A 15,236-nucleotide genomic window follows, 5' to 3' on the forward strand; every position below is an offset into this window, starting at 1 on the left:
TGCCCCCGGATCTGTGGCACACCCCAACCCTGTCATCCCGGGCTTGACCCGGGATCTGTGGTGTCGGCCTGCTGGCGGCTGGTTGTCGTCGAGATCCCGGCTTTCGCCGGGATGACAGTGGGGTTGGGCTCCCCGGTTCTTGTCATCCCGGGCTTGACCCGGGATCTGTGGCGGGCGCCACGCAACCGTCATCCCGGGCTTGACCCGGGGTCTGTGTTGTCGGCGTGCTGGCGGCTGGTTGTCGTCGAGATCCCGGCTTTCGCCGGGATGACAGGGAAGTGGGTGGGATGACGGGGCGTAGTTCGTCCGGGTGGTGGCGTCCCACCGCTCGGGGAGTCGGGCTTGGATCCTTGGCCGGCGCGGCCTATCCTTCATCAGTCGTCGGGCCGCGGTAGCCCCGGGCTCCAACTTTCTCCGCTACGAGCGGCCACGCGCCGAGAGGCGCTCCCGGCCCGACGTCACCCCCACGGAGCGCCGCAGGTCAGCGGTGTCCGTTGCCGTCCGTGCCCGGACAGGGCGTTCAGAGGAGCGCGAGCAACGCCTCGGGGTTGTGCCGATAGGTGTCCAGCGGGACGGTGCCGTCGCTGAGCGACTCCAGGGTCTCGGTGAGGACGCGGTTCACCGGCGTCGGGACGCCGAGTTCCTCGCCGTGGCGGACCACGGCGCCGTTGAGGTAGCGCACCTCCGTGCGGCCGCGTCCGGAGTACAGGTCGATGTGGAAGGACGGCATCTTCGCCCCGCGTCCGCCGCCGAGCAACCGCGTCAGGATCGGCTGGCCGACGAACCGGGGGATCCGCGTCGCCGCGAGCGCGAGCGCGCGGACGGGGGTGCCGGGGAGGTCGACGGGCTGGTAGCCGAGGGCGTCCATCACGGCCAGGCACTCGCGCAGCACGGCGATCTCGACGTCGTACAGCCGGCGATCGCCAAACAGGCGGGCCACCGACTCGTCCAGGATCGCGGAGGTGGCGTTGCCCTGCAGGTTGGTCAGCAGCTTCGACCACTTCATCGGGCCGGGACGCCGGTAACCGCGGCCGTGCAGGCGGGCGTCGTTCAGCGCGGCGATGAGCCTCTCGCCCAGCGGATGGTCGGTGCCGATGCCGATGCCGCGGCGCTTCTCCTCGATCACCTGCCCGGTGCCCGGCTTGCCGACCGCGGTGGTGACCGTGCCGGTGATCACCCGGTCGGCGCCAAGCCGGTCGGCGATCAGCGGCTCGTTGTCGACGCCGTTCTGCAGGGAGAGGACGGGCGGGACCGGCAGGCCGGTCGCGAGCAGGCCGTCGAGGGCGGCGGCGGTGTCGAACGACTTCAGGGCGAACACGCAGGCGTCGTAGGGCCCCGCGGCGAGCGCTTCGGCGGCCGAGGCGTGGATCGCGAAGGTGCGGACGGGTGTGGTGCGGCCGTCGCGGGTCAGCCGCAGGCCCGTCCCCGCGATCGCCGCGGCCGCGTCCGGCTGCTCGCTGTAGGCGACCTCGTGCCCGGCGACCGCCAGCGACCCGCCGACGTAGGTGCCGATCGCGCCCGCACCGATGAACAACAACCGCATGACGCAGTCCTTCCCTGGCTCCTTCGCTCGCAGAGTGTCCCCGCAGCGTCGACATCGACCCTGCCGGGACACGGTGGGCTCAGGACGCCGACTGCTCCTGCTCGAGCCGGTCGAGGATCCATGAGCGGACGAGGGTGGACGCCGGCAGGTGCCGGGCGTCCGCGATCTTCTGGATGGCGTTGCTCTCGGCCGGGCTGAGCCGGACGGAGTAGACGAGGGTGCGACGCTGCGGTGAAGCCATGTAGTACAGGGTAATACCGGACGCCGGCGTTCGTCCGCTTCCGCGCAAACGCTCCCGAAATTCGTCCGCGCTCCCGAAATTTCGGGAGCTTCTGCGTGTTTCGGGAGCGTTTGTGTGGGGACGGGGCGAGCTCGGCGCGAACGGAGCGGGGCTCCGGGGTCAGGGCGGGTCAGGGTGCGGGGTGGGGTCGGGGGTTCGCGCGCCAGGGCGCGCCGAGGGCGACGAACGCGGACGGGGGCGTGGCGGCGAGCGCCTCGTCGCTCGGCAGCCCGCGGGCGAGGCCGGCGTGGTAGGCGGCCATGACGGACGCGGTCTCGTCGTCGGGGACGGGGGCGACCGCGGCGACGACCGAGCCCACACCCAGCGAGAGCAGCGTGTGCGCGAGGCCCAATGGTTCGTCGCCCGGACGCACCTGCGCGGTGCCCACGTCGCAGGCCGACAGCACGACGTGGCCGGCCCGGACGTCGCCGGTGGGCAGTTCGTGGGCGAACACGTCGCCGTCGGCCATCCGCAGCGACGAGAACAGCGGGCTGGCCGGTTGGTGCTGGCCGTGCGCTGCGACGTGCACGACGCCGGGGCTGGCCAGCGCGGAGACCAGATCGGCGGCCCGCGCGTCCGGGTGCACCCGCGCGTCCGCCCAGGCGGACGCGACCTCGGCCGCCTCGGCGGACGCGAACCGCAGCCCGGGCCCGACCACCACCTCGACCGGCGGCCGGACGACCTCGAGCCGACGTCCCGCCCACTCGGTGACCGAGCGCGCGACGGTCACGGGGACGCCGGCCAGCGACGGCAGCATCCCCCACGGCACGGACGCGACGGCGTGGGTGCCGACCACCACCAGCCCCGCGGAGCGGCGTCGCCACGGTCGCACCACCACCTCGTCCAGCCAGGCCAGCCCCGAGCGCAGGGACGCGCCGATCGCGTCCCGCAGCGGCCCCGACGGCTGGTAGGCGAGCGCCCGCAGGTCGGCCTGCAGCCGCCGGGTGGTCTCCAGACAGCGGTCGAGGTCGGCCAGCCGGGCCAGACGCCGGCGTCCGGCCGCCACCCCGACCCCCCACAGGCCACCGTCGTGCGGGAAGAGCCACAGCAGGTCCCGATCGGTCGTCGTGAGCGCGGGCAGCGCCTCGGCGAGGCCGGGCAGGGGAGCGGCGGAGGAGGCGTCCTGCCGCTGTGCGAGTCCGATGTCGGTGAGCTCCTGTTGCAGCGACGCCATCTCCGCCCTCCGCGCCGCGGTCGCCGGCCCACCCGGCTCGTCGCGGACGGCCTGGGACAACGACCGCAGCCGCTGGGTGAGGTCAGCCTGCCGCGGGTCCTCCGGCGGACGGACGACCGGCAGCCCCAGGCTGCTCCAGCGCTCCAGCGTGCGCAGGACGTCGGTGGGCCCGCGGCCGACGGCGAGCCCCACGTCGAGGTCGGCCAGCCGCAGGCTGAGCACCTTCCGCGCGGCCCGCGAGTCCAGCGACGCGCTCACCGCCTGGCTGGCGGCGAGGTCGCGGGCGGCGGCGGCGAGCCGGTGCCGAGGCGACCGTCCGGACGCGAGGTCGGTGACGGCGGCGGCGTAGACGCGTCGCAACTGGATCACCAGGCCGTGCGACCCGGCGGGGTAGCGCCGCAGCGCCGCGCGCGCCACGTCCGGTCGGCCGAGCCGGGCGGCGGCCTCCGCCGCGACGGCCACGCTTCGGGCGGCCAGATCGGTGTCACCGAGTTCGCGGGCCACCTCGTCGAGCAGGAGCGACCCGTCCAGCACGGCCCGCAGCCGACGCCCGCGACTGAGGTCGCAGTCCAGCACGATGAGTGCAGCGGTCGAGGCAGGGCCGGTCGCCCCGAGCCGGGCGAAGCGGTTCCTCGCGGAGCGAGCGGCAGCCGCTGCCTCGTCGTAGTCGCCGGTCAGCCGCAGCACCACGGCGCGCTCACGTTCGATCTCCGCGCGCAGCATCCGGTCCGGTCGGGAAACCTCCCGCGCCCGGTCCAGCACCTCGATCGCCCGGTCGAGCAGCCCGGCTTCGCCGAGCACTCGGCCCAGTGAGAACAGGGACGGCCCCCGGAACACGTCGGCGGGAAGTGCGTCCGCAGCCGATATTGCGGCGAGCGCGCCCGGCAGGTCCCCGTTGAGATAGCGGGCGTATCCCAAGTTGTGTTCCGCCATGAAGAGCAGCCTGTCGTCGCCGATTTCGCTGGCCAGCCGGGACGCATCCGACCAGACGGTCAACGCCTCGGCGGGTCGGCCCAGTTCGAAGGCGATGCTGCCGAGGCTGAGACCGATCGCCGCCCTTTCGGCTGATGAGAACCACTGCGGCTCGGCTCTGACAACGGCCAGGTCAGGAGCTGCAGCCGCAAAGTCGCCGGCGCGCAGGAGCACATTTCCCCGCTGGCAACGCCATCGGGCAGTGAGCTCGGGGTCACCGCCGACCAGGCCGCCCGCTTCGCCGATCCTGGCCAGCGCGGCGTCGAGTCCGGCGGTCGTCAGCTCTGCCATGGCCAGCGTGAGGAGGCACGCCACCCTTACAGCGTCGGCGTCGCGGCTCGACGCCGGCTCTGGAAGGAGCTTCAGTGCGGCGTGCAGGGAGCGGGCGGCCCGGGCATGGCGTCCGGCCGTGTTGTGGGCAAGGCCCGCGAGCCGCAACTCGCGGGCTCGGGCGATCGCGTCCTCGCCCACTGTCGAATCCGCCGTCAGAGCTCCATCGACGGCGTGATCACCGGCCGGTAGCCGTCCCTGCGCACCACGAAGTGGACCCGGCCGCGGGGAAGGTCGTCGAGGGCGAACCGGCCGGAATCGTCGGTGACAGAGCTGCGGGTGACGCCCTCCGCCACCGCGTCCACCGTTGCGCCGGGACTGGTCACCCAGCCGTCGATCCGGACGTGGTGGGCGGCGACCACGGTGGTCACCATCAGGCTCAGTGAGCCGCTGGTGAAGGTGACCGAGTCGGTCTCCTCGCCGCGGACGCCGACCAGTTCACCGCGGGTGAGCTCGGCGATGTCGGCCTCGAGCTCGGCGACGGCGAGGGTGAAGTCGATCCGTTCGGCCAGATCGGCTGGCACGGGGTCGATGGTCTCGTACAGCGTGGCCAGGCCCGCGAGGATGCGGTCGTCGGTGGCGTCGAGCAGGTCGTCGGCGCCGGGGTAGGTGTCGTCAGCCATGTCAGGCCTCCCAGCTCGGATCGGAAAGGAGTGCGGTGCGCAGTTTCGCGAGACAACGCCCGCGGGTGGGGCCGATGCTGCCGATCGGCATGCCCAGGCTGGCGGCGACGCCGGCGTAGTCGGGCGTCGCGGCGAAGGCGATCACCCGCAGCAACGCCCGGCAGCGTTCGGGCAGGTCCTCGACGTGGCGCCACAGGACGCGCTGCTGCTCGGTGGCGATGCTGAGCGACTCAGGCGTGACCTCGTCGGCCACGTCGGGGACGCCCGCCTCCGGGGCGACCTCGCGTCCGGCGAGTCGCAGCAGCCGCCAGGTCTCCCGCTTCACCGTCACGACGAGCCACGACACGACGCCGCGTGGGTCGGCGATCGTCGCCGCCCCGTCCACCAGGCGTAGCCACGCGGTCTGGATGGCCTCCTCGGCGATGTGCTGGGGTGCGCGCTGGGCGCGGGCGGTGTGCCACAGGAGAGGCGTGAGCAGCCCGACGAGGACGCGCAACTGGTCGCGGTCGCCCTCCCGGTAGGCGACGAAGGCGCTCGCTGCCTGCGCACCGAGCGGCGCGGTGGTGTTCACAATCGCCTCAGCGGTCGAAGGATGGTGGCCAGCGCCGACCAGCCGCGCGTGCGCAGCGAGTCGAGGTCGACGGCGTCCGTGCCCTCACCGACCAGGGCCTGGGCGAGCTGGCCAGCCAGCAGCGGCGCGGAGAAGGACGTCCCGCTCCACACGCCGAAGCCGCCGGAGAAGTCGTCCATGTCGATCGTGGACCGGTCCGCGGGCGCGGCCGCCTTGCCCGCTTCGACAGCCTGCTTCGCGGCGCCGGTGAGCGTGTCGACGCCCGCCACGTCCGAGGACGACTGGGAGCTGGCGTTCTGGAGTCGGGGCAGGGTGGAGACGATCGCCGCGCCGTGGCGGTACGTGGTGACCCAGGTGCCTCCGTTGGAGAACAGGGAGACCGTGCTGCGGTTCGGGTTGAGCGAACCGACGCTGACCAGCGGCAGGTCGCCCGAGCCGGTGCCGGTGTCCCCGGCGAGGGCCGCCGGGAGGAACGGACGGCTGGTGCCGTCGTTGCCCGCTCCGGCGACCACCAGGATGCCGGCTCGACCGAGATCCCGCAGCAAGGTGCCGAGGCTGGTGGGCGGCAGGGTCGACGGGTCGCTGTCCTCGTCAGGCAGGTCCTCGTGGTAGTAGCCGAAGGAGAGGGTGACGACGTCGACGATCGCGTCCGCATGGCCACCCGCGAGCGCGGCGACCTGTTGGTCGAGGACGTCCTGCAGCACGTCGAGGGCGTCGTCCTCTGCGACGAGGCCCTCCGACGACATCACGGCGTAGGACGTGAGGCGTGCTGCCGGGCAGGCCTGACGCACGATGCCTGCGATGAAGGTGCCGTGGCCGGCGAGTCGGTCGAACTGCCCGGTCAGCCGCGCGGTGATGCCGGGCTCGCGATCAGCGACCGGGTCACCGAACACTCGAACCCCCAGCGACCCAGGCTGCGCCGGATTGATCCCGACCTTGGCCTCGTCCGGGAACCACGGGTGCCGGCCGATCCCGGTGTCGGGCATCACGACGACCGGCGGACGGGTGAGTCGCGGGGCTGTCTTCGAGGGATCGGCCACGATCAGCGCGACCGGGGCCTTACCGCCGTAGCCGGGCATGCCGAACTCGTCGGGACCCAGCCCGATGCCCGGGATGTAGGTTCCGCCCTTGCCGATGCCCGGGATGTAGGTTCCGCCCTTGCCGATGCCCGGGATGTAGGTACCGCCCTTGCCCACGCCCGACCACGTGTCGGCGGCGACCATGACGTGCACGAGTTCGTAGGACACGGCAGCCTCGGGCGCGGCCGTCCGGATCTGCTGGAGGGCGGTCCAGGCGTCCGGGGCGAGCGTCGGGGCGTCCGTGATGATCCTGAGATCGAGGCCCGCCACCTGGGTCGATTCCCTGTCGAAGCCGGAACTGCGGGGCTCGCGCCTCGGGACGCCCTTCTCGCCGTACTTCTCGGGGACGTGGAGCCCCCAGCCGAGCTCGGCCAGCGCCTTGTCGACGCGCGGGTCACGCTCCCAGAGCTCGGAGTTCCGCACGAGCAGCCGGTCGGAGACGTAGGCGGTCGCGCCCACCTCCTGTCCGGGGCGGACGACGGCGGTGGTGGGGTCGAGTACTCGGATCACGGGGACCTCCTGGGGACCGGCGGTGTCAAGCCTAGGCAGCCGCCTCTTCCACCGGTAGAGCGGCGGCTACGCACTCTGATACCTGCGGGCGGTGAAAAGTCCGTTGGATCGGGATGTATCAGGGCGTCGGAGGGACGCTCCGATGGGGCGTCCGGTCGGCAGGCCGGCACCCGCGAGGAGGGACGCGGGTGAGCCGCCGACCGAGGTTCGTGCACGGCGTCGGGCACCCGCGGGGTGAGGGGACCCGCCGCGGGACGATCGCCTGCGGGGTTCGGGGGGACCGCCGCAGGCCCGCCCGACGCCGTGCGTGAAGCCCCGCCGCCGCCACGACTGCGGTGGCGGCGGGCGTCGACGGTTGTCGAATCGCGTCCGTCCTCATCAAGGTGGACGGTTTGTCGTGAGTTCGCCGCAGTCTGGTCCACCTTGTGGTGGGCGCGGAGCTGTCCCGGTCAAAGTGGACGGTTTGTCGTGAGTTCACGGCGTTTGCGTCCACCACAACGTGGACGGTGGCGGTTGTGACGGGTGGGTGCGCACGTCCGCCTGCGTTGTTGTCATCCCGGGCTTGACCCGGGATCTCCGCGTCGGTGCTGGCCGCTGCGTCGTCGAGATCCCGGCTTTCGCCGGGATGACAGGGTGGGTGGGTCATCGTCCATCATCAAGATGGACGGTTTGTCGTGAGTTCACGGCGTTTGAGTCCACCACAACGTGGACGGTGGCGGTGGTGGCGTGACGGCGGCCCTTCGTGACGGTTCGCTCGCTGCGCTCACGAACCTCCTCAGGGGCCGTTCTGCCTCGCCGGCGTTGTTGTCATCCCGGGCTTGACCCGGGATCTCCGCGTTGGTGCCGGGTGCTGTGTCGTGGAGCCCCGGGTCCGCGGGGCGGCCACCCTCAGAGGGCGGTCACGTCCCAGACCCGGGTTGGCGCCAGCGCGTCGAGGAGCGCGCGGTCGTGGGTGACGACCAGCAGGGTGCCGCCGAAGGCGACGAGCGCGGCCTGGAGTTGGTCGATCGCGGCGGCGTCGAGGTGGTTGGTCGGCTCGTCGAGGACGAGGACGTTCACGGCCCGCGCCTGAAGGACGGCGAGCGCCGCCCGCGTCCGCTCGCCCAGCGAGAGGCTGTCGCACGGACGCCCGACGTGCTCGGGCCCGAGGCCGAACTTGGCCAGCAGCGTCCGCACGGCGGCTGGGTCGGGCTCGCCGACAGCCACCTGCACGGCGTCCCGCAGACTTACGGCGCCGCCGATCGCATCCCTGGCCTGGTCGAGCGTGCCGAGGACGGTCCGCGTCCCCCACGACACCCGGCCGGACGCGACTTCGCCACTGCCCAGCAGCGCCCGTAGCAGGGTGGTCTTGCCCGAGCCGTTCGGCCCGACCAGCGCCACCCGGTCGCCACGGGCAACCTGGGCGGAGACCGGGCCCACTCTGAAGTCGCCGGCCCGCGCCACCACGGCGTCCAGGGTCAGGACCACGTCGGCGGACGGCGGCGCCTCCGCGATGGAGAACCGCAACTCCCACTCCTTGCGTGGCTGCTCGACCTCCTCCAGCCGCTCGGCGGCGTCGCGGACGCGGGCCGCGCGCTGGTCCATCCGGCGGGCGCGGTCCTCCCGGTACTTCTTCTCCAGCGCGCTGCCGGGTGGCAGCCGGGACGCCTTCGCCCGCCCCTGCCGCGCCCACTCGGTCCTGCGCCGGGCCTGCTCGGCCAGGTCGTCGCGGCGCTGGGCGTAGGTCTCGTACGCCTCGTCCGCCTGCGCGCGGGCCAGGGCCTTCGCCGCCCTGTACTCCGTCCAGCCGCCGGCGTAGTGGTGGACCGCCTGCTGCGGCAGGTCGAGTTCGAGCACGGACGTGGCCACCTCGTCGAGGAACGCGCGGTCATGGGACGCGACCAGCACCGGCGAGCGGACCTCCCGCACGAAGAACGTCAGCGCCGCGAGCCCGTCCGCGTCCAGGTTGTTCGTCGGCTCGTCCAGCAGCAGGACGTCGTACTGGCTGATCAGGATGGACGCCAGCGCAGCCCGCGCGGCCTGACCGCCCGACAGGGTGCCGAGCGGACGCTCCAGGTCCACCTGCAGGTCCAGCCGGGCGAGCACATCGGCCAGGCGGACCTCGAGGTCGGCGCCGCCGAGCACCAGCCAGCGGTCGAGGGCGTGGGCGTAGCGGTCGTCCGCCCCCGGCGTACCGGACGCGAGCGCACCCGTCGCGGCCTCGAACTCGGCCTCCGCGCGGGCGACGCCCGTGCGACGGCGGGCGTAGGCGAGCAGCGACTCGTCCGGCGAGGGAGCCGCCTGGGGCAGGTAGCCGATCGTGGCGTCAGGCGGCGCCAATCGCACCGTCCCCGCGTCGGCGGCGTACTCGCCGGCGACGATCCGCAGCAGCGTCGTCTTGCCCGAGCCGTTCGGGCCGACGAGCGCGGTGACGTCACCGGCGGCGACGGTCGCGTCCAGGCCGTCGAAGAGGGCATGGGCGCCGAAGGACGCGGCAACGCCGGAAAGGAAGAGGGTGGCGGACACGGAAGACCTCGATCGCTGGAAGGAGCAGGGCGAGAGGTCAGATCCACATGCCTTCAGAGTGCGGGACGCGTGGGCGCCCCGTCAAACCGCGCCGCGCCCGAGCTGGTTGTCATCCCGGGCCTGACCCGGGATCCGGGGTGGTGCCGTCGGGCTCGTCTGCGAGATCCCGGCTTTCGCCGGGATGACAGGGGTGGGGGTGGGGCCGGCACGCGTGCCGTCTTGTCATCCCGGGCTTGACCCGGGATCTCCGCGTCCGTGCCGTCGGGCTCGTCTGCGAGATCCCGGCTTCCGCCGGGATGACAGGGGGGGTGGGTCCGGCGTGCGTGCGTGGTTGTCGTCCCGGGCTTGACCCGGGGTCTGGGGTGACGGCGGCCCTTCGTGACGTCGCGGGTCTCGTTCCTCGCCCCGCGACTCCTCAGGGACCGTTTCTGGGGTGCTGCCGTCCTGTCATCCCGGGCTTGACCCGGGATCTCCGTTTCGGTGCCGACTGGCTCGTCTGCGAGATCCCGGCTTTCGCCGGGATGACAGGGGGTGGCGGAGCGCAGGCCCTTCACGACCGACAGAACGTCGTCGGTGCCTGTGTCTTCGATGAATTTCCCCGCGGGGTCTCGGCAGAATCGCGTCCGACTGGCAGGATTGTCCTCATCAGTCGTCCGGAGCGGACGTGGGGGCGTCCGGAATGGTGCGGCTGTTCGATCCTGGGGGGGACGAAAGATGGCTGGATCACGCTTCACGGATGCGCGTACGCTCGCGCACTTTCCCGAACTCGTAGAGTTCACGCCCGACCGGGCGCCACGAGTACGGCTGGCGTTCTTCGGGATGGCCATGGTCGCCGCGTCGACCGCGCTCTTCCTGCTGCCCGCCGTGCCGCTGGCCGGTATCAACATCCTCGCCGTACTCGGCTGGGTGGGGCTGGCGTTCTTCATCCCTGCGACCACCTACGCGGTCGTCCGCGCCGTCCAGCCGCACGTCGCGCTGCGGCTGGCGCCGGAGGGGCTGACCGACGGATCGTCCATGTCCGCGGTCGGCTTCGTCCCGTGGCAACGGGTGTCGGGCGTCGGCACGACCGAGATCTCGGGCAGCCGCCTGGTCGGGATCTACCTCGACGACCCGGATGCCTTCATCGCTGGCCTCGACCCGGTCCGCCGGATCGCGGCCAGGACGAACCTGCGGATGTTCGGATCACCGGTGTGGATCAGCGCCAACGGGCTCCCGCCCGCCGACGACCTCGCCGCCCTGATCGACGTGTACCGGCGCGGCTGGGTGCTCCACGGCCAGGCCGCGCCGCGTCCCACCAACGCCTGAGCCACCAGCCCCGAACCTGCCTGCGAACCACCGGCCGACCGCTCCGCGGCCGAACCGGAAATGGGGTCTGCCCATCCCGATTACGCGGTGCTAGTGTCATTTCCGAGCTAGGCTCAACCAGTTTGTTTCCCATCGCGGGGCAGGACCTGAGGGGCGCGTACACGCGCGTGCGCCTCGGGTCTTTTGTTTTCCGAACCAGGAAGGGAAAGGCAATGGGGTCGACAGCAGAACAGATCGTGGACGCGGTAGGCGGACCGGACAACATCGTCAGCCTCACCCACTGCGCAACGCGGCTGCGGTTCGAGTTGCACGACGCGTCGGGCATCGACCAGGCGGCGGTGGAGAAGATCCCCGGCGTGATGGGCGCGGTACCCCAGTCCGGGGACCGCTACCAGGTGGTCATCGGCGGAGCCGTGGCGACCACGTTCAACGAGATCATGAACCTGCCCTCGATGGCCGGCGGCGGCAAGACCCTCTCGGACGCCGACATCAAGGCGCGGGAACGGGCGAAGGTGCGCGGCAAGTTCGCCTGGCTGGACGCGTTCTTCGAGTACCTCTCGGACTCGTTCCGTCCGCTGCTGGGCGTCCTGCTCGGTTCCTCGCTGATCATCGCGATCGCCGCCATCCTCGACGCCTTCCACATCGTCCCGTTCCAGGGCGTCGACCGGCTGAAGGACGCCGGCGCCACCTGGGTGTTCTGGGACGCGATGTGGCGCTCGGTGCTGTACTTCCTGCCGATCATGGTCGCGTACAACGCGGCCAAGAAGCTGAACGTCGACCCGTGGATCGGCGCGGCGATCATGGCCGCGATGTTCACGCCGAACTACCTGTCGCTGAGCGGCGCCGCCGACACCGTCTGCACGACGAACGACCTCGGCACGCAGTGCGTGGCCCAGATCGCCGGCCTCCCGATGCAGCTGAACGACTACGGCGGCCAGGTGTTCGTGCCGCTGATCATGGTCGCCCTGCTCGCCCAGCTCTACAAGCTGCTGAAACGGATCTTCCCCGAGAACCTGCAGATGGTCTTCGTGCCGTTCTTCTGCCTGCTGATCATGATCCCGATCACCGGCTTCATCATCGGCCCGATCAGCATCTGGCTGGGCAGCGGCCTCGGCGCCGGCCTGGCCTGGCTGAACAACACGGTGCCGCTGCTGTTCGCCGTCCTGATCCCGATGATCTACCCCTTCCTGGTGCCCCTGGGCCTGCACTGGCCGCTGAACGCGCTGATGCTGGCCAACATCAGCACCCTGGGCTACGACTTCATCCAGGGCCCGATGGGCACGTGGAACTTCGCCTGCTTCGGCGCCACGGCCGGCGTCCTGGTGGTCTCCAGCAGGGCCCGTGACAACGAGGTGCGCCAGACCGCGATCGGCGCGCTCGCCGCCGGCCTGCTGGGCGGCATCTCCGAGCCGTCCCTGTACGGCATCCACCTGCGCTACAAGCGGATCTACCCGCGCATGCTGGTCGGCTGTGCGACCGGCGGCCTGACGATCGGCATCCTGGGCTGGATCTTCGGGACGGTGAAGACCAGCGCCTTCGCGTTCACCTCGCTGCTCACCATCCCCGTGTTCGCCCCGACCTGGATCTACGTGATCGCGATCGCCGCCGCGTTCGTCGTCTCGATGCTCCTGGTGATCGCCTCCGACTACCGCACGGCAGAGCAGAAGGCCGAGTGGGAGGCGACGCAGGCCGAGAACGAGGCCGACCTGGCCCTCGAGCGGACGCGGAAGGCCGCGGCTCCCGCTGCCGCCGCGGGCGTGGTCGCCGCGGAAGGTGCTGCTGCCGACACCGCTGCCACCGGTGGCGGGGTCGCCACCCTCGTGCGGACCGACGAGGTGCTCGCCCCGATCGCCGGCACCGTCGTCGCACTGGCGGAGGTGAACGACAAGGTGTTCGCGTCCAAGGCGCTCGGTGACGGGGTCGGGATTGTGCCGTCGGACGGCCACGTGATCGCCCCGGTCAGCGGCGTCCTGATCACCGTCCCCGACAGTGGCCACGCGTTCGGGATCCGGACCGACGACGGGGTGGAGGTCCTCGTCCACGTGGGCATCGACACCGTCCAGCTCGAGGGCAAGGGGTTCTCCGTCAAGGTCGCTGCCGACGAGCGGGTCGAGGTCGGGGACGAACTGGCCACGGTCGACCTCGACAGCGTGAAGGCCGCCGGCTACGACACCACGACGATCGTCGTCGTGATCAACACGGCGACGCTGGCCTCGGTCACCCCGCACCCCGCGGGCACGGTGGCTGCCGGGGACCCGGTGATTGACGTCACACCGTAGTCAGGATCGAACAGTCAGATCCCGAACCAGGCGGACGCGGAAGCTCGCGCCCGCTCGGTGAGGACGGAGAACGGGACCGGCTCGCGGCCGGCGTCGACGACCTCCTGGGTCAGCAGGTCGCGCAGGCGCCAGACATCCACGGGGTCGGCCCCGTTCACCGTGAGCGTGGCGGTGAGGCGGGCCTGCGTCCAGCCGGTGAGCCCGCGCAGGTCGGCGCTGGACAGGCCCGAGCGCTCGAAGTTCGCCTGCAGTTCGGCAGCCGTGCGGGCGACCTGGGCCCTGTCGAGCGACACTCAGCGGCCCTGTTCGAGCAGCGCCTTGATGTCGTCCTCGATCGCCTCGGGAGCGGTGGTCGGCGGGTAGCGCTTCACGACGTTGCCCTCGCGGTCGACGAGGAACTTGGTGAAGTTCCACTTGATCGCGTCGCCGAGCACGCCGCCCTTCTCGGTGCGCAGCCACGCGTAGAGCGGGTGCGCGTCCCTGCCGTTGACGTCGATCTTGGCGAACATCGGGAAGCTCACGCCGTAGTTGAGCTGGCAGAAGTCCGCGGTCTCCGCGTCGTTGTCGAACTCCTGGTTCGCGAACTGGTCGCACGGGAACCCGAGCACGACGAGGCCTTTGTCCTTCAGGTTGTCGTAGAGCTTCTCCAGACCGCCGAACTGCGGGGTGAAGCCGCACTTCGACGCGGTGTTCACCACCAGCACCACCTTGCCGAGGTACTCCGCCAGCCGCTGGTCCTGCCCGGTGATCGTCTTCGCCTCGAAGCTGCCCAGGTTCGTCATTCGTCCTCCATCCTTCCTCTTCCACAAGCATGGGGCCGGGCCGGGTATTCCCGTGCCGGTTCCGGCGGACGGGCCTGTTCGTCGTTCCCGTTGACCGGCTGGGGTACGGTTCGGTGCATCGATCAACGAGGGAGTTTGGTCATGGGCGGGACGGGTGGCAGCACGGTCACGATGAAGACCGTCGCCGAGGCGCTGGGCGTCTCGGTCACGACCGTCTCCAACGCGTACAGCAAGCCGGACCGGCTCTCCTCGGCGCTGCGCGAGCAGATCCTGAGCAAGGCCGGCGAGCTCGGCTACTGCGGACCGAGCGCCGCGGGCAGGGCACTGCGGTCGGGGAAGAACGACGTCTGCGGGTTCCTGTTCGGCGGGGAGTTGTCGCACGCGTTCTCCGACCCGTACGCGGTGCTGTTCCTCGCCGGGCTCAGCGAGGCGGTCGAGGAGTTCGGCGCGTCCGTGCTGCTCCTGCGCGGGGCGGGGGATCCCGAGGACGAGGCCACCCGGTTGCAGAGGGCAGCGATCGACGCGCTCGTCGTGAGTTCCCCCTCGGCGCAGCGGCGCGGGGTCGAGCTGCTGCGGGGACGCGGCGTCCGGGTGGTCGGGACGCAGCGGACGGACGAGGGCGACTGGGTGGCGATCAACGACACCAAGGCCGGACGGCTCGTCGGCAAGCACCTCGCGCGGCTCGGGCACAGGGACGTGGTCGTGGTCACGTCGTCGGCGTCCCACGACCCGCTGCAGGAGTTCGACTACCGCCCGGGGCGCACCGGCGCGGGGCTGCGTCCCGGCACGTTCGAGGACGAGCGGATGCGCGGACTGTCCGAGAAGGTGCCGGACGCGCGGATCCGGGTGGTCGCCGCCCCCTTCCACAGTCGGGAGTCCGGACGCGAGGCCGCCGGCTACGCGCTCGACGTCCAGGACCGTCCGACCGCGATCGTCGCGCTGAGTGACGTGCTGGCCCTCGGCGTGTGGGACGCGGTGCGCGAGCGCGGGCTGACGCCGGGCCGGGACGTCTCGGTCGTTGGCTTCGATGACATCCCCGACGCGGGGTTCCTCGGGATCTCGACCGTCCGCCAGCCGATCCGGGAGAAGGGCCGGCTCGCGGGCCGGCTCGCCTTCGACCCCGAACTCGTCGAGCGCCGGATCACGCTCCCGATCGAGCTGGTCGTGCGGGCCAGTTCGGGCCCGGCGCCGCACTGAGGGTGCGCGGAACGCTCCCTGAGAAGCCGACGCTGGGGGACGAGTCTCCGAATCACACGCGTGTAGTTATCCCCACTGTGGACAAC

12 protein-coding genes are annotated in these 15,236 nt (G+C 71.6%); 3 read left to right on the forward strand and 9 right to left on the reverse strand.

The window, feature by feature from the left end; translation table 11 throughout:
* Positions 1 to 520: 520 nt before the first annotated feature.
* The 7 genes from QM779_RS13430 to QM779_RS13460 form a co-directional block, all read right to left on the reverse strand.
* Positions 521 to 1,543 (reverse strand): ketopantoate reductase family protein, encoded by a 1,023-nt coding sequence (locus QM779_RS13430; protein WP_428536035.1) that lies wholly within the window; start codon positions 1,541 to 1,543, stop codon positions 521 to 523.
* Between the two features lie 79 nt (positions 1,544 to 1,622).
* The gene (locus QM779_RS13435; RefSeq protein ID WP_428536037.1) at positions 1,623 to 1,784 is read right to left on the reverse strand and encodes a DUF6290 family protein; all 162 of its coding nucleotides are present in this window, start codon (positions 1,782 to 1,784) and stop codon (positions 1,623 to 1,625) included.
* 169 nt (positions 1,785 to 1,953) lie between these two features.
* On the reverse strand, positions 1,954 to 4,440 hold the full coding sequence (locus QM779_RS13440) for a CHAT domain-containing protein (RefSeq protein ID WP_428536039.1): 2,487 nt from the start codon (positions 4,438 to 4,440) through the stop codon (positions 1,954 to 1,956).
* Positions 4,441 to 4,454: 14 nt separating this feature from the next.
* A complete protein-coding gene (locus tag QM779_RS13445) occupies positions 4,455 to 4,922 on the reverse strand; it encodes a carboxypeptidase-like regulatory domain-containing protein (RefSeq protein WP_428536041.1) in 468 nt (155 codons plus the stop codon).
* Position 4,923: 1 nt separating this feature from the next.
* Positions 4,924 to 5,493: an RNA polymerase sigma factor gene (locus tag QM779_RS13450; protein ID WP_428536043.1), complete on the reverse strand. Its 570-nt coding sequence runs from the start codon at positions 5,491 to 5,493 to the stop codon at positions 4,924 to 4,926.
* Entirely contained in the window at positions 5,490 to 7,082 is a 1,593-nt protein-coding gene (locus tag QM779_RS13455; protein ID WP_428536045.1) for a S8/S53 family peptidase, read from the reverse strand. Before QM779_RS13455 ends, QM779_RS13450 begins: the two co-directional genes overlap by 4 nt.
* 888 nt (positions 7,083 to 7,970) lie before the next feature.
* Positions 7,971 to 9,587, reverse strand: coding sequence for an ABC-F family ATP-binding cassette domain-containing protein (locus QM779_RS13460; RefSeq protein ID WP_428536047.1), 1,617 nt, complete (start codon positions 9,585 to 9,587; stop codon positions 7,971 to 7,973).
* 714 nt (positions 9,588 to 10,301) lie between these two features.
* Here QM779_RS13460 and QM779_RS13465 point away from each other — a divergent pair.
* Together QM779_RS13465 and QM779_RS13470 are read left to right on the forward strand one after the other, a co-directional pair.
* Complete coding sequence (locus QM779_RS13465) at positions 10,302 to 10,892, forward strand: STM3941 family protein (protein ID WP_428536049.1); 591 nt, start codon at positions 10,302 to 10,304, stop codon at positions 10,890 to 10,892.
* 212 nt (positions 10,893 to 11,104) lie between these two features.
* The gene (locus tag QM779_RS13470; protein ID WP_428536051.1) at positions 11,105 to 13,171 is read left to right on the forward strand and encodes a glucose PTS transporter subunit IIA; all 2,067 of its coding nucleotides are present in this window, start codon (positions 11,105 to 11,107) and stop codon (positions 13,169 to 13,171) included.
* 14 nt (positions 13,172 to 13,185) lie between these two features.
* On the opposite strand, the gene QM779_RS13475 is transcribed toward QM779_RS13470, so the two are convergent.
* Positions 13,186 to 13,464, reverse strand: coding sequence for a DUF2316 family protein (locus QM779_RS13475; protein ID WP_428536053.1), 279 nt, complete (start codon positions 13,462 to 13,464; stop codon positions 13,186 to 13,188).
* Positions 13,465 to 13,953, reverse strand: a complete 489-nt coding sequence (locus tag QM779_RS13480; RefSeq protein WP_428536055.1) for a glutathione peroxidase — start codon at positions 13,951 to 13,953, stop codon at positions 13,465 to 13,467.
* Between the two features lie 141 nt (positions 13,954 to 14,094).
* Here QM779_RS13480 and QM779_RS13485 point away from each other — a divergent pair, with 141 nt between their 5' ends.
* Positions 14,095 to 15,150, forward strand: a complete 1,056-nt coding sequence (locus QM779_RS13485) for a LacI family DNA-binding transcriptional regulator (protein ID WP_428536057.1) — start codon at positions 14,095 to 14,097, stop codon at positions 15,148 to 15,150.
* Positions 15,151 to 15,236 lie beyond the last annotated feature (86 nt).

It is taken from the genome of Propionicimonas sp. (assembly GCF_049840635.1).
GTDB lineage: Bacteria > Actinomycetota > Actinomycetes > Propionibacteriales > Propionibacteriaceae > Propionicimonas.

Coding starts and splice junctions, on each gene's coding strand:
- QM779_RS13430 (WP_428536035.1), bottom strand. CDS start 1,543: ATGCGGTTGTTGTTCATCGGTGCGGGCGCGATCGGCACCTACGTCGGC.
- QM779_RS13435 (WP_428536037.1), bottom strand. CDS start 1,784: ATGGCTTCACCGCAGCGTCGCACCCTCGTCTACTCCGTCCGGCTCAGC.
- QM779_RS13445 (WP_428536041.1), bottom strand. CDS start 4,922: ATGGCTGACGACACCTACCCCGGCGCCGACGACCTGCTCGACGCCACC.
- QM779_RS13465 (WP_428536049.1), top strand. CDS start 10,302: ATGGCTGGATCACGCTTCACGGATGCGCGTACGCTCGCGCACTTTCCC.
- QM779_RS13470 (WP_428536051.1), top strand. CDS start 11,105: ATGGGGTCGACAGCAGAACAGATCGTGGACGCGGTAGGCGGACCGGAC.
- QM779_RS13480 (WP_428536055.1), bottom strand. CDS start 13,953: ATGACGAACCTGGGCAGCTTCGAGGCGAAGACGATCACCGGGCAGGAC.
- QM779_RS13485 (WP_428536057.1), top strand. CDS start 14,095: ATGGGCGGGACGGGTGGCAGCACGGTCACGATGAAGACCGTCGCCGAG.